The sequence below is a fragment of the Gilliamella sp. BG2 genome, from assembly GCF_046635645.1.
Classification (GTDB): domain Bacteria; phylum Pseudomonadota; class Gammaproteobacteria; order Enterobacterales; family Orbaceae; genus Gilliamella; species Gilliamella bombi.
The window spans coordinates 87,769-108,226 of sequence record NZ_JBIDFF010000002.1 but is presented as its reverse complement, the minus strand read 5'-3'; the positions used below and the strand labels follow the sequence as shown (position 1 = coordinate 108,226).

Below are 20,458 nucleotides of genomic sequence, written 5' to 3'. Positions count from 1 at the left end.
TATTATTAACACCATCAATAGTTATTGTTGACGGTGTTAGTTTTACATTTTTTATAAATCTATTGTCATACTAGACTTTTTAAAGCAAAAAGAGTATGGTGTGCGCCTTGTTACGTGGTTCGTGAACCTCCCACGCTAAAAAACTAAGGAAAAATAATGAGTAAAATTACACTACTAGGCGATCAGTCTGTTCGCTATCCAACAACCTATTGTCCTGAAATACTTGAAACGTTCGATAATAAACACCCGAATAACGATTATTTTGTTAAATTTAATTGCCCAGAATTTACTAGCCTTTGTCCTATCACAGGGCAACCTGATTTTGCGACAATTTATATTTCGTACGTACCGAATATTAAAATGGTCGAAAGTAAATCATTAAAACTCTATCTGTTCAGCTTTCGGAATCATGGCGATTACCACGAAGATTGCATTAATATCATTATGAAAGATCTAATTAAATTAATGGATCCTAAATATATCGAAGTCTGGGGAAAATTTACACCTCGCGGCGGCATTTCGATTGATCCTTATGCCAATTATGGCAAATTGAGTACTCATTGGGAACAAGTTGCGGCTAACCGATTAGCTAATCACGACATGTATCCAGAAAAAGTGGATAATCGCTAATTTAATCTATCTTAACAGGAACATTAATGCAAATTCGTAAAGCACTAGTTATATTTTCTGGTGGGCAAGACTCAACCACTTGCTTACTGCAAGCCATTGCTGATTATGGACGTGAAAACGTTCAGGCAATCAGTTTTCGCTATGGTCAACGCCACGCAATAGAGCTTGAAAAAGCCAAATGGATCGCAGATGATCTTGGTATTGAGCAAACTGTCATTGATACATCAGTTATCAAACAAACTACAAATAATGCGTTGATTGATGACGCTCAAGAAATTAAAGCCGCTCAAGATGGCGATTACCCTAATACCTTCGTTGATGGGCGTAATATGCTTTTTTTACTTTTGGCTGGCTGTCATGCTAAGCAACAAGGAATTTCTGACATTATTATTGGAGTTTGTGAAACCGATTTTAGTGGTTATCCAGATTGCCGTGATGTCTTTATTAAATCAATGAATGTATCAATGAATTTAGCTATGGACTATGCGTTTAATCTCATCACGCCACTGATGTATTTGACAAAAGCGCAAACGTGGGAAATGGCTGATAAACTAGGTTATCTTGATTATGTCCAAAAACATACCCATACCTGTTATTACGGTGTTGAAGGGGGATGTGGTAAGTGTCCAAGTTGTTTATTGCGCAATAAGGGCCTACAAGAATATATGGCTCAAGCTAAATAAATTCATTCATCATTGGGTTCTCTCACCCCCATTAAAAAGGAAAAAAGATGTACTTAAATGTTCATTCAGAATCGATAGAAAAAAGTTTTACCCGTAAACAAAAGCAAAAAGCGCTTTACTGGTTGGCTTTTTTTCACATATTGGTTATTGCTTCAAGCAATTATTTAGTCCAAATTCCATTCGAAATTTTTGGTTTTCAAACAACTTGGGGGGCATTCACTTTTCCGTTTATCTTTTTAACTACCGATCTGACTATTCGAATTTATGGGGCTAGTTTAGCCAGAAAAATCATTTTTGTTGTAATGATTCCTGCATTGTTATTTTCATACCTGATTTCGGTACTATTTTTTGAAACCCATTGGGTTGGATTATCAGCATTGACGGAATTTAATAGCTTCGTATTTCGAATTGCATTGGCAAGTTTTGCCGCTTATTTAGTTGGTCAACTAATGGATATTACTGTTTTTAACTATTTAAGAAAAAACAGATCATGGTGGGTTGCCCCAACAGCATCGGCAATATTTGGTAATGGTATTGATACTATTGTCTTTTTTGCTATCGCATTTTATCAAAGTAACGATGAATTTATGGCAAATCATTGGATCGAAATTTCGTTAATGGACTATAGTTTTAAAATTCTAATTTGCGGATTATTCTTTTTGCCACTTTATGGTGTCATTCTCAATTTTATCCTAAAAAAGTTAGTTGCAATGCCTAAAAACAATTAATCATTAAAATCTAAATTTTAGTTACTCACCTAAATAAACATAAACTCATTTATTTTTTTGATGAGTTTTATGTTTAATATTGAAAAATACACTAATATTTCACAACACTCAAAGGTCAATATAGCCTTTTATTCTGCGTCGGGCTGCTGAAGGCTTCATTCTGCATTCTGTGCTAGGTTTTTAGAAAATTTTGCCAAAAACTGGCGCTTTAGTATTTAGTTAGCTATAATTTTGATTATTTTATGGCAAAACGCAGCTCATTAAAAAATAAACAACTATAAAAATAAAACACAAATTAACAGGAGGTTAGATATTGTGTGCTATAATAATAACAGGCATTGGCAGTGCTATACCTTAAATCTATTTAAGTTTTACCGTAATCAAAAACAAACTCCATTTTGCTTTTTATTATCAAATCTAGCGAAATCGCCAAGATTGCCGTCGATTTCCAACTTGTTATCCAAATTAGCCATAGTTTTTGCACCATTGTTGTTATTGCCATATTCAGTGAGTTCGCAGGCGTTGTTAGCTCGGACCTCACAGGTTATTAACGGCTCTGCGCCGTATTTGACGCTTGATGGTGGCGTCACTAAATTAACTACAACTGATGATTTAATAAGTATTAAGTTATCGGACGGTCAAGTTTTCACTCCACAAAATAATAACTCAGCGATGACGCCAATTCATTTACCTAATGCAGGTGATACGCTTGCTAATATTGAAATGATAGTTCCACCATCAACCGACTCTGTGAGTATAAGTAGCTTGGTAACACAAGGTAATTGGGGAGATGATGATGGAGATGGACAGGGAGCTAATAGTGTCACTGCGACAGGGAATATATCAGTATCGTTTACTGATAAAAATAGTAATGCCGTTAGTCGCAGTGATATATTAGATATTTGTAATGCACCTTATAGGATAACATTAAGTAGTACGGATGCTACTTTAGAAACAAAGTATGGTGTGCCAAATAGAAGTACTTTAAACGGAAATACGGTGTCATATTATATCAACCCAAATTCACAGCAGCCTAAAGTTTGCTATGTAAGCCCTCGTTTGATATTTGGTGGTACTAATTTTGCTGGAGATAATCCTCGCTTTGCGGGGCCATCTAGTATATGGGATCCTACTAAAGGTTTTTTAACACAGTCAATTAATCCATCTTCTTATAACCTTAATTTTCCTACTACGGGGGCTGATGGATTATATTTTGATTTGGATATAGGTGGGGTAGATGCAAGTCAGTTGACCTGGTCTTCAGAAACTCAAGGAGAGATAACAGCAACAGTGAATTGGGTAAAACCCCGTTCAGACTCATTCACCATTCCATGCCGATGGTGCACGGGCATTACTACATATGATGATTGGATTACAAATAAATCCAAAAACGTAACGCGAGTAACGTTAAATGGCCCTAGGGCGAATAATATCCAAATACAATCAAGTAATCCTAGTCGACTTACTGTGCCATCTTTGCCGCAACTATTTGTGTTGGAAGGGAAGAATAGCAGTGGTGTGGTTGTTAAATATGGATTTGAGCTAAAGCAGTGGTTTGTCCATCGGGGAGAGAAATATACTACTGTTCCTGAGCAAGCAACTTGGTGTAGTAGTTTGGGTTATCGTTTTTCGAAGATAAGAGATTTAAGCAATGCGAAATGTGGTGTGAATGATGCTTATTTTCCATGTATAAGCGACATAGATGGCTCCACGCCGTCGTCCGGTAGTTTATATTACCAACGTCAAATAGGGGCAGGATTTTTAAGTGAATGGAGTGATGTATCCTATTACGGTGATGTGGCAGGTTTTGGTCGTGGTGATATTTGGACAAATGATGCGGTATCAAATACAACTCACTTATATATTCACCGTAATGGTTATGTGGATCAGTGGGGCACCTCTGGAGGTGGCTATGCTGTTTGCACCGTACCTTAGTGTTTAGTTCTTAATCCTTGAACTGTGGGAAGTTTATATGTAAATAGAGAATAATCAACCAAAGAACTGTAAATCCCCCAAACTTAGTACACAACTCACGTAGAAAATTAAGCTGCTTGTTTTAATGTTTTATATTCGAGCAGTGTCATGTTATTTAACGCCTCATGTGGTCTTTCGGTGTTATAAATCGTTAGCCATTCTTCGGTTATTCTCCTTGCTTGTGCTAAGTTGTTAAAAAGATATAAATCGAGTACTTCAGTACGATAGGTACGATTAAATCGTTCAATATAGCCATTTTGATAAGGGCTACCGGGCTTTATATAATCAATGACTATATCATGTGATTTAGCCCAGTTTATAAAGGTTTTTCCTGTAAATTCTGGTCCATTATCGACCCGTATTTTTAATGGATATCCATGATATTCGGCCAGTTTATCTAAGTAACGGGTAATTCTTTCTGCCGGTAAACTGACTGCAATATCAATGCCTAGCGCCTCACGATTAAAGTCCTCTATCACATTGAATGTTCTCAAGTTCACATTGCGTTAATCTTTGCCTCTAGTTAGTATTTCGATTCATTCTATGCTGAACATTTTTCTTAGATACTTCTTTTATCAAAGTAATAATTGATCTTTGCAAAAATATTAGACAGTGCCCACCGCTATCATTTTATTGTTTTGGTAAAATTGCTATTCATATTGCTGCGGCGATATCTAGCCTTTGGCTGAATGACGACGAATACGATTATAATAGATTTCAATATATTCAAATAGTGCTTTATTAGCCTGCATCCTCGTTTTATAGTAACAACAATGAATAATATGGGGTTTGAGTGTATGAAAAAACTTTCAACAACAGCATTATCAAAGCAGTTTCCTCTTCGACTCATGCTTTGCCTTAGTTCATATTGTAACAATAATTGCTTGAAATCAGCACTGGAATATTGAATTCTTTGGTCACTATGAATGAAGACATTTTTAGGAAAGTGACGCCGAAACAAAGTTTGCTTTAATGTATTACACACTAAATAGCCTGTATCCCTAACATCATGAAGCAGGCTTGGTGCACCCAAACGGGCTTTATGTTGCCAATACTGTTTTTGGATATACTCGCTGAGTTTGGCGGATTTGTTTGCTCTTTTTAACCAAGCATAATAACCTGATGAACTGACACAAAGTAATGAGCATATCCTAGTAACCGGATAGCTGGTTAAATGATTTTTCATATAAGTGTACTTCACCGACTTGGATTGTTGATGATATGCACATGCGCCTTTTTTAGTATATCATTAGCCATTTTCAGTTCTTTAATCTCTTTTTCTAACGCCATAATCCGCTGTTGCTCAGCGGTTAACTCCCGACGGCTGGTTTTATTCGGGGAAAGTTGCCTAATCCATTTATCTAGGGTTGATTTACCCACACCTAGATGGTTGGCAAGTTTGCTGATAGAAAGGTGTGCATTAGATAACGCATAATCCACTGATTGTTGTTTAAATTCGATACTAAATTTTTTGACCATGATATTTGTCTTCTATGATTTTGTTTATATCATAGAGGCGACTTTTGTCCACTTTTTTGGCGAGGATCAGTTTTCATCTTTACATTTCTTTACAAAAAAGTCCGCCAAAAAACTAGCCAACTATTTCTTAAACGGCTATACTTTAATCGCTTTAGAAAGACAAGCTTATTAAATAAGCGAGTAGTTATAAAAAATCCAAATAAAACAAAATATTACTTGACTGGTGGAACAAAATGCAGTACCATTTTAGGCACAAGGCACTGGCAAACCTATGTCTTAAATTTATCAAATAATCCTATTCGACGAGTTTTTACACAAAACTTATTTATATCTTCGAAATTATCGCTCAAATCACCTAAAACAGCTTTGCTAGTATTAGCATTGTTATTATTGTCATCTTCATCGAATTTACAGGCATTGAATGGTAAAATAGCTCGAGCGGATAATCGTAGTGATGCGATAATTTTACCTTCAACGATAGTTGCAGTTATTGATTATGCAAGGCCATATCTACGTGATGGTACGGGAAAATTTGCAGGCCCAGCTGACATATGGAATCCTGATAAGGGCTTTTTAGTACAATCAATCAATCCTGAGTCATACAGCCTAAATTTTCCGACTACAGGTGCGCATAATTTATATTTTAATTTACTTATAGCAGCAATAGATGTGAGAGACTTGACATGGGAACCGGTCACGCATGAGGGAATTACAGCAACAGTGACAAATGATGTAGTTTGTGACAGTTGGAATTCTTATGAGGGTTGTAAAGAGTGGGTAGTAGGTGTTAAGTTAACAGGTCCAGAGGCAAGCAATCAATGGAATAATCCAAATCCTAGCCGAATTGCTGTACCAAAGTTACCGCAAACGTTTGAGTTAGTGGGTAGAGATATATATGGCGTTGAGGTAGTAAAATATGGATTTGTATTAAGGCAGTGGTTCGTCAATCGTGGTTTTCAATTGAAAACTTATAGTGACCATTTAGCATGGTGTAATAGTTTGGGTTATCGAATGCCACGGGTAAGAGATTTAACCAATGCAGTTTGTTCTGGTTGGAGTTCAGGAAGTTGGTGTCAAGGCGCAGTAGGTGCCACACCTAGCTCATCAGGTAATAATTACCAGCGTCACATAGGCGCTGGCTTTTTCACGGAGTGGGGCATCACGGTCGGCTACGCTGCGGGCTTCGCCTCCACCTTCTACTGGACGAGCGACGCTACAGGTAGCGACCAGTTCTATGTCTACTCGAGCGGCGGCAGCGCCTACAGCGGCAGTGCCCGCGACACCCGCTATGGCCTTTGCACCGCACCTTAGCTTTTAGCGTTTAGTTCTTAATCCTTAGGGAGCAGAAGGTCTTATGGTGCCTGAGAGGACAATATAGATAAGAATAAAGCCCCCGCGCAAGTTGGGGCTTTTAGCAGGCAAAGCTTGCGAGCCTTGCAAATTTATGGTTCGCCAATAAGTAGTTAAATGTTGATTATTATCCGTAATAAATCAGCAAAAAATTAATCAACTTTATTTTAGCCTTAATTTTGTTACGTTTATGCCGATTTTATGTATATAATTAACGTAAATTCATCTATTGTGTATTATTATGGCTAATGTATCTTCGTTTCGCCAAAAGCAAAGCACTATTTTTGTCGCATTTCTAGTCACAACTTTTATTGTTGGTATTGCTGGTGCTTTACAATCTCCTACTTTAAGTCGATTTTTAACTTTTGAAGTTAATGTTAATTCACGGCTAGTTGGACTTTTTTTTTCTGTTAATGCTTTAGCAAGTATTGTGGGTAGCTTTTTATTGGCTAAATATTCCGATAAAAAAGGCGATAGGCGTTATATTGTTATATTTTGCTGTTTAATGGGCATTGCTAATAGCATTACTTTTGCGTTTACACGTCACTATTTGGTGTTAATCACGCTGGGTGTTTTGTTTGCTGCGTTATCGTCTGCTGCTATGCCACAAATTTTTGCTTTAGCACGCGAATATGCCGTTAAAACTGGGCGTAATGTTGTGGCATTTAATTCACTTATTCGAGCTCAACTTTCGCTTGCTTGGGTATTTGGCCCACCAATTTCTTTTGGCTTAGCTATTAATTTTGGTTTTACGGCAATGTATTTAACGGGCATGTGCATGTTTATGGTCGCGATGCTGTTTGTTGCTATTTTTTTACCTTCGGTTGAAAAAAATCCTACCTCACAACTAAATAACGAAGCAGAGTTACAAGCAGCAAATCAACCACTTTGGAAGAATACAAATGTGCTTTGTTTATTGCTATCTACGGTATTTATGTGGACAGCAAATATGATGTATATTATTGATATGCCAATTTATGTTGATGTTGTATTACATCTTTCAGATTCATTGCCGGGTGTATTGATGGGGCTTGCTGCTGGTATCGAAATTCCAGTTATGCTCATCGCTGGATATTTAGTACCCCATTTAGGTAAACGAAATCTGTTTTTTATTGCGATTGTTTGCGGTTTGATTTTTTATCTTGGTATGATTTTTTGTACTGGTAAATATGCCTTATTAGCATTACAGCTCTTTAATGCTCTATTTATTGGTATTGTAGCTAACATTGGTATTATCTATTTTCAGGATTTATTGCCTACCCGAATGGGAGTGGCTTCTACTTTATTTAATAATGGTGTTATTTTCAGCATAATTATAGCTGGAATGTTGCAAGGATTTGTATCAGAAGCCTATGGACATGAGGTTATCTATTGGATTGCGTTAGTAATGGTTGCGATATCATTGTTATTCTGTACGTTGGTGAAAGATGTAAAAACTAACGTGGGCTGAAAGTAGATGAATAGTTAGATAATTAATAACAAAATCAATAGTAAATAAATAATTAAGTGTAATTTGTCTTCTTAATAGTTAGGAAGACAAATTACTGAAACAATTAAAGATTAGATGTGTTTAACAGTTTTTCATAAAAGGCATAATCGGTCCTTTCATAACCCAATGGCGTAATGGCAATAAAGTTGGCATTAGCGGCATCAAGTTCTTTATTGTCATCAAGTATTTGTAAATTGCGTTTTGCTCTAAACCAAAAGTAATCATTGCCTTCGGGATCTTGTGTTGGTATCACCATAAAACGACTTACATCGCTATTGCCTTGTTTTGTTATTTTCAAACCTTTAATTTGTTGTGCTGTACATGCAGGAAAATTAACGTTAAAACAAATATTTTGCGCAGATGGTAACGAAAGTAATTTAGCAATAACTGTTTGAGCGTGATGTTTAGCACAACTCCAGTCAGTTGGCTGGTTATCTTCACTGGTTAATTGACTCAATGCAATTGCAGGAATGCCCAAAGTCATAGCCATCATTGCCGCACCAACAGTGCCAGATAACACTGTTTCAAATCCTACATTTGAGCCATTATTAATTCCAGATAGTACTAGATTGGGTAGGTTGTTAGCCATCAAATATTTAATTGCAAATAGTGAGCAATCGGCAGGAGTGCCATAAACGGCAAATTCTTGTTTTCCACGTTGAACAACTCTAAATGGCGTTTTTAAGCTCACTGAACAAGATACTCCACTTTGATCTATGGCTGGTGCAACTACCCAAACCTCGTGAGCTATCTTTTTTGCCACTTCTTGCAATAGTTTAATACCTGGTGCATCAAAGCCATCATCATTGACTAGTAAAACGCGATTAACTAACTTTTCTAACATATTATTTCCTTATTGAGCAAATGTATTACATTCGTTAATTGCACCACTATCAAACCCACGTTTAAACCAAGTATAACGTTGCTTAGATGTACCATGGGTAAAACTATCAGGTACAACATAACCTTCACTTTGTTGTTGCAAGCGATCATCACCAATGGCTTTTGCGGTGTTTAAAGCTTGTTCAATATCACCTTCATCCAGCCGATTTTGCTGTTGCATTGCATTGCCCCACATGCCAGCAAAACAATCGGCTTGGAGTTCTAATTTAACCGACAATTGGTTATTTGTGATTGTGGACTGACCTTGTTTTAATTGCTCAACGTGGCTAAATGTGCCCAGCAAATTTTGTACATGATGACCAACTTCATGCGCAATTACATAACCTTGAGCAAAGTCGCCACCACCACCAAGTCGCTGTTTCATCTCTTGATAGAAAGACATATCTAGATAGACAGTTTTGTCAATACTACAATAAAATGGTCCCATAAAGGTTTGACCAGTGCCACAAGATGTTCTTGTAGAGCCTTTATAAAGTACTAACTTAGGGGGAGTATAGGTTTTACCTAAACGTTGAAATTCTTGATGCCAATAATCTTCAGTACTTGCTAAAATGATAGACGTAAATTTGACGGCATCTTCATCATCAATTGAATATTGATTAGTATTTTGTTCGGTACTGTTCGTATCAATTAGTGTTGAATCTAGCAAGCCAGTTAAATCAACACCATAATAGCCAGCAATTAACACTACAATAAATAAAACAATCTTACCTTTACCACCAATTGGAAGTCTTGTTCCTATTTCACTTCCTGATTGTGAGCGACGATCTTCAATGTTATCGCTCTCTCGTTGGTCTCTCCAGCGCATAGGAATTACCTTGTCAGTTTTAGTTTAATTATTTTAATGGATAACAAATAAGTATTCTAGATTAAGTTATTAGCGTTGTTATAAATTGAACCAATTAACTGTATAAAAATAGGTAAAGTATTTGTTTGTAAATTTGGTTATTTCTTGCTTTTTTTAGGTATATAATAGAATTCATACCAGTATATTTTCATATTAATGTTTGGGTATTGTTATGCCATATTTATTTCTTACTTTGGCGGCTTGTTTTTGGGGGGGTAATTACGTTGTTGGACGTGTTTTAGTTACTCAAGCTGATCCTATGGTAATATCCGAAGGTCGTTGGGTTATTACTGCGCTGTTATTATTGTGTTTATATCAACGTCAAGTTCGTAATGACTTATCCAAAATTAGAAAATCAATTGGTCCCATTTGTTTGTTAGCCATTTTCGGGCAGATTTTATTTCCATTAACACTTTATGTTGGATTGCAATATACCTCATCGCTTAATGCATCAATTTACCTTTCTGCAACACCATGTATGGTGTTGGTTATGAATAAATTGTTATTTAATGATACGATTTCAAAAAATAATATTTTAGGCGTGCTATTTAGTACAATTGGCGTTATTTATTTGATTTTACAAGGAAATTTAACCAATTTAAGTGAGTTGAGTAATATTAATAAAGGGGATTTGTGGGCAATGGCATCAGCAATGAGCTGGGCTTGTTATAGTGCATTTATACGGTTAAAAGATAAATCTATATCTGGCAATGCTTTTGTGACTGTTAGTGCCGTGTTAGGTTCGGTCATGTTACTTCCTGTTGCGTTAGTGTATTTTTATTTTTACCCAGTTTCCAACCTAGCGCATTATACCTCAACAAGTTTTTTGCTTGGCTTATTATATATTGCTATTTTTGCGTCTTGGTTATCTTATTTATTTTGGAATAAAGGTATTATGGATATTGGCGCAACACGTGGGCAAATCTATACTCATATTATCCCTTTGTCAGCAGGAATTTTCAGTATTCTATTTTTACATACGCCAGTTGCGTATTTTCATATTGTGTCGATAGTACTAATAGTTATTGGGATCTATTTTTGTTCACGGAAATAGTTAATAGTACAAACAATCGTTTTTAAAATAGCTTTAGTTTTGACTTAGAAATCAAGAAAATTTTACAAAATGAGGTTATTTTGCTATAATTAGCACTCAATTTTCACAAAAAGGAATTGTTTTGTTGTTATTTAGTAGAAATTAAAACAAACAATAAAACATTAGTTTTTGCTTTTTTATTATCCTCTTTTTTTATCTTTGCTGTATTTTGCTTCAATTTTAATTAACTGATAAACACTTTTTCAAAGTGTAATCTAAAAAGTATTGTTCTTTGTGTATTAAAAGGTAACCGTTTACCTTGTTGCATCATTCCTTTTATTATTTGTATGTAAACAGGCGGTATTTTATGAAAAAAATAAGACAGTCCCAAAATAAACCATTAAACATCAACGATATTACTATAATTGATGATAGCAAGTTAAAAAAAGCCATTACCGCAGCAGCACTTGGTAATGCGATGGAGTGGTTTGATTTTGGTGTATATGGCTTTTTAGCCTATGTTTTAGGGCAAGTATTTTTCCCTGATGCATCCCCTAGTGTGCAAATGGTTGCTGCACTCGCCACGTTTTCCGTACCATTTTTAGTTCGGCCGTTAGGCGGTTTAGTGTTTGGGATCCTTGGTGATAAATTTGGACGCCAAAAAGTATTATCAATAACCATCATTATTATGTCGTTAAGCACTTTTTGTATTGGTTTAATTCCTTCTTATGCCTCGATTGGTATTGCTGCACCAATATTATTATTGCTAGCTAAATTTGCGCAAGGATTTTCAATAGGGGGTGAATATTCTGGTGCGGCTATATTTGTTGCCGAATATTCGCCAGATCGCAAACGTGGTTTTATGGGGAGTTGGTTAGATTTTGGTTCGATTGCTGGTTTTTTAGTTGGAGCAGGTTTAGTCGTGCTTTTATCTAGTATTCTTGGCAAAGTTGCATTTCATGATTGGGGCTGGAGAATTCCATTTTTATTCGCTTTACCGCTAGGACTAATTGGGCTTTACTTACGTCATGCGCTAGATGAAACACCGGCATTTCAACAGCATACCGATTTGATGGATCAAAATGTTCGCGATCATATTACTAATCAACCTAAAATGACTTTCAAACAGATTATTATCAAATATTGGAAAAGCCTATTAGTCTGTGTAGGGTTGGTGATTGTTACTAATGTGACTTATTATATGTTGCTTACCTATATGCCTAGTTATTTATCTCATAACTTAAATTACGATACAGATCATGGCGTACTAATTATTATTGCTATCATGATAGGTATGTTATTTGTTCAACCATTAATTGGTTTTATTAGCGATAAAATAGGTCGCAGACCGTTCATTATTGGGGGAAGCTTAGGTTTATTAATTCTTGCTTATCCGTCATTTGTTATGATCAATAGCGATATTATAGGTCTTATCTTTTTAGGATTATTGATTTTAGCTGTATTACTTAACTGTTTTACTGGTGTTATGGCCTCAATTTTACCGGCTATCTTTCCGACTAGTATTCGTTACAGTGCTCTAGCTATATCATTTAATATCTCGGTATTAGTTGCTGGTGCTACTCCAACAGTGGCGGCTTGGTTGGTTGAAGAAAGTAATAATTTATACATGCCAGCTTATTATTTAATGGTTGTAGCATTAGTGGGTTTACTTACAGGCATAAAAATGAAAGAAACCGCAAACCGTCCACTCCGCGGCGCAACGCCTGCAGCATCAGACAGGTCAGAGGCAAAAGAAATATTATCAGATCACTTTGACTCAATAGAACAAAGAGTCGAAGATATAGAACAGCAGATCGAAACATTACAACAACAGCGTCAGAATTTAGTCGATCAACATCCTAAGTTAGATTGATTTTTTTATTTTTTGGGTTTTGTATATTTTGTTTAACATACAAAACCCAAATTTAATAAAATCAAAACGATACATAAGTATTTTTTAACGATAAAATTGACACATCATAGAAATAGCTAAAACACTGCCAACCCTTTTTTTATTAATAAATAAAAGTAAATAAAAACAAAGTATTATAAAACCGCTATAAAAAAGGGCTTTTGAAAACAGAAATCCTATTTGCCTTTTGCTAAACAGGGTTTATAGTATATCGGTTTCTAGTTTACCGCCGCATAGGCGGTTTAGAAATAGTCAATCAGAAGCGGATCTTAGTTTGATGTGTTTACCGCCGCATAGGCGGTTTAGAAAGCTACCCGAGGAGTAATTATGTCAGAAAAAATGTTTACCGCCGCATAGGCGGTTTAGAAATACACGTTCAGGAAAAGGCGTTGGTATTGTAAGTTTACCGCCGCATAGGCGGTTTAGAAACCTTAGAACGTGTGTACCAGTCAAATCTAGGTGTTTACCGCCACATAGGCGGTTAGAAATTCTGGCATTATTATTTTTAACAGCATGACGTTCACAGCTATATAATAGCTTGATTTTATTCAAAATTATTAAGTTAAAAAATAAAATCAATATTCTACCTGATTGATTTTATATAAAAATGTACCGATAATTAAGTGCGCTAAACAAGAGCGATAAATATGTGTAATTTTGGCACAATGTAAAAAATAAAAGAGTTTGAAAGTTTACTGTGAAAAAACTATTTGCGCATTAACTTACTATGATATTGTCGACGATATTCGGTTGGTGTTCGTTCTGTCTTTTTTTTAAAAATCCGACAAAAATAATTACTATCTTTAAACCCCGATGCTAGAGCAATTTCTTTTATATTTAGATCATAATCCTTTAGTAGCGATTTTGCATATTCTAAGCGAATATGATTTAGATATTCATTTACCCCTCTTTTTCCCTCGCTTTGAAATAGATGTGATAAGTAATTGGGTGAAATGTAAAACATATTAGCTAAAAAGTCGCGTGTAATATCTTCACGAAAGTGAGTATCAATATATTGGCGAATGGCTTCATATAGGCAAGTAGTTTTGGATGATGTTTTGATATTGATATTTAACAAATCGAGTGTGTTGCTAAGTAAACTGTGAATAAGATAGTAAGCAGTTTGATTTTGTTTACATGATTGGTTTTGCCAGATAAGTTCGGTCAGCGCTTGAATAATAAATGTACCAACCCGCGGGCCTCGTCTTGGTGTGTTAATTTGCCCAAGCGGAATTAGTTGTGTGCCATCCCAATGCAATAGGCTTATACCAATTTGTTGTTTACCAAACAATATGTTTAATGAAGTAACAGGGTTTGTCCAAATGGGTTTGTTCCAACTTTGAGCGGAAATATATAAAAGATCATTAATTGATAATATTTTTTCAATAACTTTGCCATTACTATCCGCCCATAGCATCTGTTGCTTTCCTTCTAATATAATTTCAATTCTAGGAAAGTTGACTTGGTAGGCAAGTGAAGGCGGACAAGCATTACTATTGGCAAAATAGATATGATTGATTGACTCTTGGTTATTGACTAGTTTGGTTAGTTTTTCGTTAATGATTTTTGTCATAAATTAAGTTAATGATAAATCAAGTGTGTACTATCGTTTAGATTATATACGCATATGGAAAAGATGAAAATAAGTATAAATTTTTCTTTTATTTAATAAGTTAATGTTAATTTTTCGTTGTGTGATCTAAATCTCAATTTCTTATTTAGCGTACAAAAATCCAGTAAATGACAAAATTGTCTTCTAGGCGGTTGGATCAGTTTTTTTTTACTATAGCTGTAACGCAAAATTTGTAATACAAAGAGCGTTATATGTATACGTTAATAGATATTTGTTGGTTTTAGCTAGGAGTTAACCATGGAATTATATTTAGATACCGCCGATCTTGTCGCCATTAAACGTTTAGCTAAGGTGTTACCTATTAGTGGGGTTACCTCTAATCCAAGCATTGTAGCAAAATCGGGCAAGCCAATTTTTTCGTTATTAGATGAACTACAGGGAGTATTGGGTTCAGATAAATTACTATTTGCTCAGGTACTTTCAAGTAATGCTGATGAAATGATAAAAGAAGCTCATCAGCTTAGAAAAGCAGTACCATCGATTGTGACTAAAATTCCTGTTAATGCTCAAGGATTGATTGCAATTAAAGAATTAACCCAGCAAGGAATTCCAACTTTGGGAACGGCTGTTTATGGTGCAGGGCAGGGATTTTTAGCTGCATTAGCAGGGGCTAAATATATTGCACCTTATGTTAATCGCATTGATGCTCAAGGCGGAAATAGTAAAGATACAGTACTGGAATTACAAAAATTGTTAGATTTGCACTGTCCACAATCGATGGTGTTAGCCGCAAGCTTTAGAACGCCAAGGCAAGCGTTAGATTGTATGCTTGCTGGTTGTAAGTCTATTACGTTGCCAGTAGATGTGGCTGAGCTATTTATTTCTGATCCAGCTGTTGATGCGGCGATTACTAAGTTTGATCAAGACTGGTGTAATGCTTTTGGTGCGTTATCGTTTTAAATTTATTTTTTAATTTGATTTTTTCTAAACTTGTTTCATCGCTTTTGGGTTAAACAAGTTTATCTATTTTTTCAATTATAAAAATAGCATTATTCTAATATATTTTGTTGTATGATGATGCCATTTAGCAATAAATATAAGGATCAGCTGATGGATGAAAAAATAGGAAAAATCAAATTCAATAAGAAAGTCATCGTCAATGCGTTATTAACAGTATTGAATATTGAAAAAATATCTCCCAGTTTTATTCGCATACAGTTTAGTAGCGATAAACCAGTAAATATCGATCCATTATGGATTTGTCCGTATTTAAAATTGCTTTTTCCTGATCCTTCGACCAATGTAATTACTTTCCCTAAACTTGATGATAATAATAAAATCGCTGTTGATGATAAGCAACGTCAGCTAGTCCGTAGTTATAGTGTGCGCGAATTTGAGCGTGCCTCTAATCAATTTTTTGTTGATTTTGCTATTCATGATACAGGATTGGCTTCAGTGTGGTCGCAAAAAACTAAGATTGGTGACCAAATTGGTTTGATTGCGGCAGCCAGCAAGTTGCGATTTACTGATAATTGTTTGGTGTTAATGGGGGATATTTCGGCTGTGCCCGCCATATGTTTTACGCTTGAACATCTTCCTCAAAATCAGAAGGCTTTTGCCTTTATACAGGTTAATCATAAAAGTGATATAGTGCCGTTGCCAGATAATAAAAATATTAAGGTGAATTGGTTTATACAAAATAGGGATAATCCCTTTCAATTAGTTGATGCGGTAATTAATGCTGATTTATCAGAGCAAAATAAGCTGTTGTTTTGGGGAGGGATGGAGCGTTCGTTGGCACAATCTGTTCGTCATGCTATTAAAGATAAATATATACATTTGTCGCCTGATGCTTTTCATATTACTAGTTACTGGCGAGAAGGTTTCGCCGAAGGCGAATTTAAACATCGTGAATAATTAACGGTTACTTTTATGAATATTCTTGCTCATTTGCATTTGGCTACGTTAGCACGTAGTTCGTTGATTGGTAATACAGTTGCTGATTTTGTTAAAGGTGATCCTTATTTAATTTATAACTCTAATATTGCCGATGGCATTATGCTACACCGTAAAATTGATAGATTGACCGATAGCCTGCTTGAAGTTAAGAAAGCCAAGCTGCTGTTTAGAAAATCGCATCAGCGAGTTGCACCCATTACATTAGATATTGTGTGGGATCATTTTTTGTCAAAGCATTGGGCTAATTATGGTTTGTTGTCGAGTGTGTCTCAATTTAATCAAGTAACAAAAGCTCATATCCAACCTTATATTGACGTTTATCCGGTAGATTATCAGCATTTTATGAATTCAATGTGGCAAGGGGAGTGGCTCGAAAATTATGCTTCTATTGACTTTGTTGGTAATGTCCTTAGTGGCATGGCAAATAGACGACCAAAATTATATTTGTTAAAAGAAACAATTGTTGATGTTAAGCAGCATTATGCTCAATTAGAGTCGTTATTTTTTTTGTTATATCCCAAAATCTGTTTAATAGTAAAAGATAGCACCAGCTAAACTGGATTTTGGTGCTACCAGTTCAAGCCGCTATGCTTAAACTAGTAGTGTTTTAGATTATTTGCTGTTAATTTGGCAATATCAGTTTGCCATCTGCTTTTTGGATAATGCTGTTGCTATTTGGCGTTTGAGCTATCGGTTTTAGGTTGTTGTCGGTTATTTGTGGCGCATAACCGCTTTTACCTCCACGAGTTTTGGTACGTACAACTTGGCTTACTGGTAGCGTAGCGTTGTTGGTTAAGTTAGCCCATAACCACTCGATGGCATCTTCGCCATAATAATCAATTGGTAGTAATGTGTTGTCAAATGGGGCTCGGCCATCTAAGTAGCTGGCGTTTTCTACTTCAATATATCGCAGTTGTGATTGTTTACCTTCAACCAAGCTATTTAGTGCGACATAAGCGCGCGATGTATAATTTGGTAATTGTTTAACATTGTTCCGACCATGGACAATAAAGGTTTTTATACCATGTAAGTTACCCGATGCCATAACTTGTTTTATGCCTTCTTTAATGCGTGGTTCTTGTGATTTTTTATAAACACAGATCGATCCTTTAGTGCCGTAATCGATTGTATTTTTCGTTTGCGAGCTAGAATAAAATTCACGTCTTGGGGTGTTGAGATCTTCGTTTTCAACTAGATCCAAAACCGTTGCATTACGGCCATTCCAAAGCGGTAAATGGCCGTTAGCCATTCCCCATATTTGTTCAAACGAAATTTCTTTTAATGGTGCAACTTTTCCTGTGTTGTTAATTGGGTTTTGCTGGGTGCTTGCTACCGAAAAATTGCACATATTTTCGGTGACACTATATTTGCCATAGGCACTAATATATTGATATGGTAGACCAATAGATTCAGTGTAGTAAAAATAGGGTAGTTGAATATCCATTTCTGGTGTCCAACCATTTTTATGTAGTTTTTCTAACGCTTCTTTTGGTTTTCCTGTAGTAAGTAACTTTGCTTTTTTAAGGGCGTTACAGCGCTCTTGTGAATAAAGAAAATAATCAGCATAAGGTACATAAGCATCGTCTTTATAAGCTGTTATGGCTGGTATGGCACATGGTATATATAACGCACCATAAGCACTGTAATTAGCAATAGATTTGGCTTCTAACTTTTGCGAGTTGTTGTTGCCGATTTTGAGTTTAACTGAGGCTTTGTCAAGATTTGGTTGAATTTGTGGATTAACTGCAACAATACCGTCAATCATATTTTGATCATCTAATTCGCCAGCTTTTAATGCTGCTCCACCACCATCGCTTGCGCCATAGACTAAAACCAGAGTGTTGTCTTTGTTAAATATAGCTTGATCATTCGGTGAAAACATAATATTAAGTTCATAAAAAGCAAATTCTAGGGATTTTAATACGTGTTCCCCCCAGCGGGCTTCGGCATTGAGTTGCGAGTGTAGTTGTTTTATAGCATAGCGGTGGGGATATTTTTTAATATATTTTTCTTCATTATTAATCCAAGGAGAAAATAAGATGTTACCATTTTGCACTTCTCCCCATACGGTGAACCCAAGTTTGCGTTCAATATCATAAATGCCGTTACCTAGCCCTTTGTCGTTATATACTACTGCACAGTTGTGACGGAGTCCCCACAATCCACGAATTTGTATATCTTTGGTATTAAATACTCCATCCGAATCACTAGCGGGAACCGCAACAATGCAAGGTTTATTTTTGTTAAAATCAAGTGGAATTTGTAGCAACATGCCAACACCGTCTTGTCTTTGTACGGCTGATATTTCGGTACCTGCAATTTTACCGTCAAACAAAGGAGTTAGTTCTTGCTTTCTAAAACCAAATAGTGTTCCTTCACCAATTTTGGTGTCAATATAGCGATTTAGTTTAGCTTGTCGGCGTTCTTGAAAGTTTGGTTTAGCTGGAATTTCAACTTCTGGTACGATAGTGGTGGTTGATAATGGGGTAAACCCAAGCCCAGCTGTAACAAGGTCATCACTATCACCATCATAATAAGCCAATGTATTGCGGACTAGCCACTTTGGCTTTTTAATTGTGTTATCAATTGGGGATGGCGTGCTGCTGTTAGTTTCAGTATTGGTTGTTATAGTTGTGGTTGACGTTGCCGTTTTGCTGTCAGCTTTTGTATTGTTTTTGCCAGTACCAGCGTTTATGTTAGAGGTGGTTGGTTTTGTGGTATTGGACTGTGCCATTAATGGCATAGTAACAGCGGCAAAAAATATCAATGAGGCTAACGTTCTTAATTTTATCTTTTTCATTTTCAATACCATGCAATGTTATTCTGCTACATAAAATCTTAATAAAAAATTAGGTATATGCTAGTTAACACGTTATATAGTTTTAATTTTTTGAGGTGTAATTATACACTATATTTTTGTTATGCGTTATTAGGTAAATTGAGATTGCAAATTGCCCAAAAGGCAGCAATGATTTTCTCTGATAATCTTCTTTTTTGTACACAAATACCAACATCAAACGGTTCCATTAAGTTTGTTGACCATTCGGTTATGCGCTCTCTTATTCGTTCAGGGCTATTGTCCATTACGACTTTAGGTAATAAGGCTACCCCACAACCTAAAGCAACCATCGATACAATGGCTTCGTGTCCTGCGACCGTAGCATAAATTTTGGGATTGGAAATTTTTCTTTGCTTAAACCATAAATCAATACGGTGGCGACTAGGGCCATGTTCAGGCAATATAAAGGGAATATTATGCCAGTCAGGCTGTTTTTGATGTAATCTGTCACTAAACGTGCTATTAAGTTTAGGTATTAGCAATACCATTTCAATTTCGCCAAATTTTAAAAACTCAATACCAGTAGGGAGCTGTTTTGGTTTGCCTGCTATAGCTAAATCGGCTTCATTTGCTTGAATTTTCTTTACAGCGTCAGCAGCATCACCCGTTGATAGTTTGATTTCAACTAGAGGATAGTGGATCCTAAAGCGATCAAGTATTTCAGGTAGATGGCTATATGCAGCGGTGACTGAACAAAATAGAGTGAGTTCGCCGACAATTTGTTGGTTAGATTGATCTAAATCATATTTTAGTTGTTGGTGCATGTTTATTACTTGTTGAGCAAAACGTTTAACTTTTTCGCCCTCCGAAGTGATTTGTACTTGCCTATTGTCGCGAATAAATAGCGCGTGACCAAAATGTTCTTCAAGTCGTTGGATCTGCCTTGATAAGGTTGATGGACTAACATGCATAGCATTTGCCGTTATACCAAAGTGACAGGTTTCGCATAAATGTAAATACAATTTTAAATCACGAATGTTCATAGCAAATCCCAGTTTTTATACTTAAACATATAGTTACCTGAAACTTTTTAACAAAAAGCAGTAAATAGTGCATTAC

The 20,458-nt window shown here is 35.8% G+C and carries 19 protein-coding genes, 1 pseudogene, 1 CRISPR repeat array and 1 riboswitch; of the genes and pseudogenes, 11 read left to right on the top strand and 9 right to left on the bottom strand.

Going from position 1 to position 20,458, the window contains the following annotated elements:
• Window positions 1–108 precede the first annotated feature (108 nt).
• A riboswitch (PreQ1 riboswitch) is annotated at window positions 109–153 on the top strand.
• A 3-nt stretch (window positions 154–156) separates the two neighbouring features.
• From queF to ACGH6Q_RS01525, 4 genes are all read left to right on the top strand, one after another.
• Window positions 157–630, top strand: a complete 474-nt coding sequence (queF, locus tag ACGH6Q_RS01540) for a preQ(1) synthase (protein WP_411591570.1) — start codon at window positions 157–159, stop codon at window positions 628–630.
• A 26-nt stretch (window positions 631–656) separates the two neighbouring features.
• Window positions 657–1,313 (top strand): 7-cyano-7-deazaguanine synthase QueC, encoded by a 657-nt coding sequence (gene queC / locus ACGH6Q_RS01535; protein ID WP_411591568.1) that lies wholly within the window; start codon window positions 657–659, stop codon window positions 1,311–1,313.
• A 47-nt stretch (window positions 1,314–1,360) separates the two neighbouring features.
• Window positions 1,361–2,041 (top strand): 7-cyano-7-deazaguanine/7-aminomethyl-7-deazaguanine transporter, encoded by a 681-nt coding sequence (locus ACGH6Q_RS01530; RefSeq protein ID WP_411591567.1) that lies wholly within the window; start codon window positions 1,361–1,363, stop codon window positions 2,039–2,041.
• 315 nt (window positions 2,042–2,356) lie between these two features.
• Entirely contained in the window at window positions 2,357–3,976 is a 1,620-nt protein-coding gene (locus tag ACGH6Q_RS01525; RefSeq protein ID WP_411591566.1) for a hypothetical protein, read from the top strand.
• 107 nt (window positions 3,977–4,083) lie between these two features.
• Here the strand turns inward: ACGH6Q_RS01525 and ACGH6Q_RS01520 are convergent, their stop codons facing one another.
• The 4 genes and pseudogenes from ACGH6Q_RS01520 to ACGH6Q_RS01505 all read right to left on the bottom strand — a co-directional run bounded on the left by ACGH6Q_RS01520 (window position 4,084) and on the right by ACGH6Q_RS01505 (window position 5,494).
• Entirely contained in the window at window positions 4,084–4,515 is a 432-nt protein-coding gene (locus ACGH6Q_RS01520; RefSeq protein WP_411591564.1) for an integrase core domain-containing protein, read from the bottom strand.
• Window positions 4,516–4,689: 174 nt separating this feature from the next.
• Window positions 4,690–4,767 (bottom strand): hypothetical protein, encoded by a 78-nt coding sequence (locus tag ACGH6Q_RS01515; RefSeq protein ID WP_363319045.1) that lies wholly within the window; start codon window positions 4,765–4,767, stop codon window positions 4,690–4,692.
• Window positions 4,768–4,856: 89 nt separating this feature from the next.
• Window positions 4,857–5,201, bottom strand: a pseudogene (locus tag ACGH6Q_RS01510) (hypothetical protein); the annotation flags it as partial.
• A gap of 11 nt (window positions 5,202–5,212) precedes the next feature.
• The gene (locus tag ACGH6Q_RS01505) at window positions 5,213–5,494 is read right to left on the bottom strand and encodes a transposase (RefSeq protein WP_411591563.1); all 282 of its coding nucleotides are present in this window, start codon (window positions 5,492–5,494) and stop codon (window positions 5,213–5,215) included.
• Between the two features lie 216 nt (window positions 5,495–5,710).
• On the opposite strand from ACGH6Q_RS01505, the gene ACGH6Q_RS01500 reads away from it, so the two are divergent.
• Both ACGH6Q_RS01500 and ACGH6Q_RS01495 read left to right on the top strand, forming a co-directional pair.
• A complete protein-coding gene (locus ACGH6Q_RS01500) occupies window positions 5,711–6,805 on the top strand; it encodes a hypothetical protein (RefSeq protein WP_411591561.1) in 1,095 nt (364 codons plus the stop codon).
• 280 nt (window positions 6,806–7,085) lie between these two features.
• Window positions 7,086–8,294: an MFS transporter gene (locus tag ACGH6Q_RS01495; protein ID WP_411591560.1), complete on the top strand. Its 1,209-nt coding sequence runs from the start codon at window positions 7,086–7,088 to the stop codon at window positions 8,292–8,294.
• Between the two features lie 103 nt (window positions 8,295–8,397).
• Here the strand turns inward: ACGH6Q_RS01495 and surE are convergent, their stop codons facing one another.
• On the bottom strand, window positions 8,398–9,177 hold the full coding sequence (gene surE / locus ACGH6Q_RS01490; RefSeq protein ID WP_411591557.1) for a 5'/3'-nucleotidase SurE: 780 nt from the start codon (window positions 9,175–9,177) through the stop codon (window positions 8,398–8,400).
• A gap of 9 nt (window positions 9,178–9,186) precedes the next feature.
• Complete coding sequence (locus ACGH6Q_RS01485; RefSeq protein WP_065589262.1) at window positions 9,187–10,044, bottom strand: neutral zinc metallopeptidase; 858 nt, start codon at window positions 10,042–10,044, stop codon at window positions 9,187–9,189.
• A gap of 211 nt (window positions 10,045–10,255) precedes the next feature.
• Between ACGH6Q_RS01485 and ACGH6Q_RS01480 the strand changes: the two genes are divergently transcribed.
• A complete protein-coding gene (locus tag ACGH6Q_RS01480; protein WP_065589261.1) occupies window positions 10,256–11,137 on the top strand; it encodes a DMT family transporter in 882 nt (293 codons plus the stop codon).
• Window positions 11,138–11,483: 346 nt separating this feature from the next.
• Window positions 11,484–12,989, top strand: a complete 1,506-nt coding sequence (gene proP, locus ACGH6Q_RS01475) for a glycine betaine/L-proline transporter ProP (protein ID WP_065559897.1) — start codon at window positions 11,484–11,486, stop codon at window positions 12,987–12,989.
• 260 nt (window positions 12,990–13,249) lie between these two features.
• A CRISPR array of direct repeats spans window positions 13,250–13,517; the repeat unit is 28 nt; unit sequence GTTTACCGCCGCATAGGCGGTTTAGAAA.
• A 217-nt stretch (window positions 13,518–13,734) separates the two neighbouring features.
• Here proP and ACGH6Q_RS01470 read toward each other — a convergent pair.
• Window positions 13,735–14,601: a helix-turn-helix transcriptional regulator gene (locus ACGH6Q_RS01470; RefSeq protein WP_411591555.1), complete on the bottom strand. Its 867-nt coding sequence runs from the start codon at window positions 14,599–14,601 to the stop codon at window positions 13,735–13,737.
• Window positions 14,602–14,898: 297 nt separating this feature from the next.
• Between ACGH6Q_RS01470 and fsa the strand changes: the two genes are divergently transcribed.
• The 3 genes from fsa to ACGH6Q_RS01455 all read left to right on the top strand — a co-directional run bounded on the left by fsa (window position 14,899) and on the right by ACGH6Q_RS01455 (window position 17,115).
• Window positions 14,899–15,561: a fructose-6-phosphate aldolase gene (gene fsa, locus ACGH6Q_RS01465; protein ID WP_411591553.1), complete on the top strand. Its 663-nt coding sequence runs from the start codon at window positions 14,899–14,901 to the stop codon at window positions 15,559–15,561.
• Between the two features lie 150 nt (window positions 15,562–15,711).
• On the top strand, window positions 15,712–16,518 hold the full coding sequence (locus ACGH6Q_RS01460; protein ID WP_411591552.1) for a siderophore-interacting protein: 807 nt from the start codon (window positions 15,712–15,714) through the stop codon (window positions 16,516–16,518).
• Window positions 16,519–16,533: 15 nt separating this feature from the next.
• Complete coding sequence (locus ACGH6Q_RS01455) at window positions 16,534–17,115, top strand: ACP phosphodiesterase (RefSeq protein ID WP_411591550.1); 582 nt, start codon at window positions 16,534–16,536, stop codon at window positions 17,113–17,115.
• Window positions 17,116–17,182: 67 nt separating this feature from the next.
• On the opposite strand, the gene ACGH6Q_RS01450 is transcribed toward ACGH6Q_RS01455, so the two are convergent.
• Both ACGH6Q_RS01450 and ilvY read right to left on the bottom strand, forming a co-directional pair.
• A complete protein-coding gene (locus tag ACGH6Q_RS01450) occupies window positions 17,183–19,360 on the bottom strand; it encodes a 3-hydroxybutyrate oligomer hydrolase family protein (RefSeq protein ID WP_411591548.1) in 2,178 nt (725 codons plus the stop codon).
• A gap of 119 nt (window positions 19,361–19,479) precedes the next feature.
• The gene (gene ilvY / locus ACGH6Q_RS01445) at window positions 19,480–20,382 is read right to left on the bottom strand and encodes an HTH-type transcriptional activator IlvY (RefSeq protein WP_085163939.1); all 903 of its coding nucleotides are present in this window, start codon (window positions 20,380–20,382) and stop codon (window positions 19,480–19,482) included.
• Between the last annotated feature and the right edge of the window lie 76 nt (window positions 20,383–20,458).

What these genes read in the sequence shown, in the direction of transcription:
- ACGH6Q_RS01460 (WP_411591552.1), top strand. Translation starts at nt 15,712, where the DNA reads ATGGATGAAAAAATAGGAAAAATCAAATTCAATAAGAAAGTCATCGTC.
- surE (WP_411591557.1), bottom strand. Translation starts at nt 9,177, where the DNA reads ATGTTAGAAAAGTTAGTTAATCGCGTTTTACTAGTCAATGATGATGGC.
- ACGH6Q_RS01470 (WP_411591555.1), bottom strand. Translation starts at nt 14,601, where the DNA reads ATGACAAAAATCATTAACGAAAAACTAACCAAACTAGTCAATAACCAA.
- ACGH6Q_RS01530 (WP_411591567.1), top strand. Translation starts at nt 1,361, where the DNA reads ATGTACTTAAATGTTCATTCAGAATCGATAGAAAAAAGTTTTACCCGT.
- ACGH6Q_RS01515 (WP_363319045.1), bottom strand. Translation starts at nt 4,767, where the DNA reads ATGCAGGCTAATAAAGCACTATTTGAATATATTGAAATCTATTATAAT.
- queC (WP_411591568.1), top strand. Translation starts at nt 657, where the DNA reads ATGCAAATTCGTAAAGCACTAGTTATATTTTCTGGTGGGCAAGACTCA.
- fsa (WP_411591553.1), top strand. Translation starts at nt 14,899, where the DNA reads ATGGAATTATATTTAGATACCGCCGATCTTGTCGCCATTAAACGTTTA.
- ACGH6Q_RS01485 (WP_065589262.1), bottom strand. Translation starts at nt 10,044, where the DNA reads ATGCGCTGGAGAGACCAACGAGAGAGCGATAACATTGAAGATCGTCGC.
- ACGH6Q_RS01505 (WP_411591563.1), bottom strand. Translation starts at nt 5,494, where the DNA reads ATGGTCAAAAAATTTAGTATCGAATTTAAACAACAATCAGTGGATTAT.
- ACGH6Q_RS01495 (WP_411591560.1), top strand. Translation starts at nt 7,086, where the DNA reads ATGGCTAATGTATCTTCGTTTCGCCAAAAGCAAAGCACTATTTTTGTC.
- queF (WP_411591570.1), top strand. Translation starts at nt 157, where the DNA reads ATGAGTAAAATTACACTACTAGGCGATCAGTCTGTTCGCTATCCAACA.
- proP (WP_065559897.1), top strand. Translation starts at nt 11,484, where the DNA reads ATGAAAAAAATAAGACAGTCCCAAAATAAACCATTAAACATCAACGAT.
- ACGH6Q_RS01480 (WP_065589261.1), top strand. Translation starts at nt 10,256, where the DNA reads ATGCCATATTTATTTCTTACTTTGGCGGCTTGTTTTTGGGGGGGTAAT.
- ACGH6Q_RS01455 (WP_411591550.1), top strand. Translation starts at nt 16,534, where the DNA reads ATGAATATTCTTGCTCATTTGCATTTGGCTACGTTAGCACGTAGTTCG.
- ilvY (WP_085163939.1), bottom strand. Translation starts at nt 20,382, where the DNA reads ATGAACATTCGTGATTTAAAATTGTATTTACATTTATGCGAAACCTGT.
- ACGH6Q_RS01450 (WP_411591548.1), bottom strand. Translation starts at nt 19,360, where the DNA reads ATGAAAAAGATAAAATTAAGAACGTTAGCCTCATTGATATTTTTTGCC.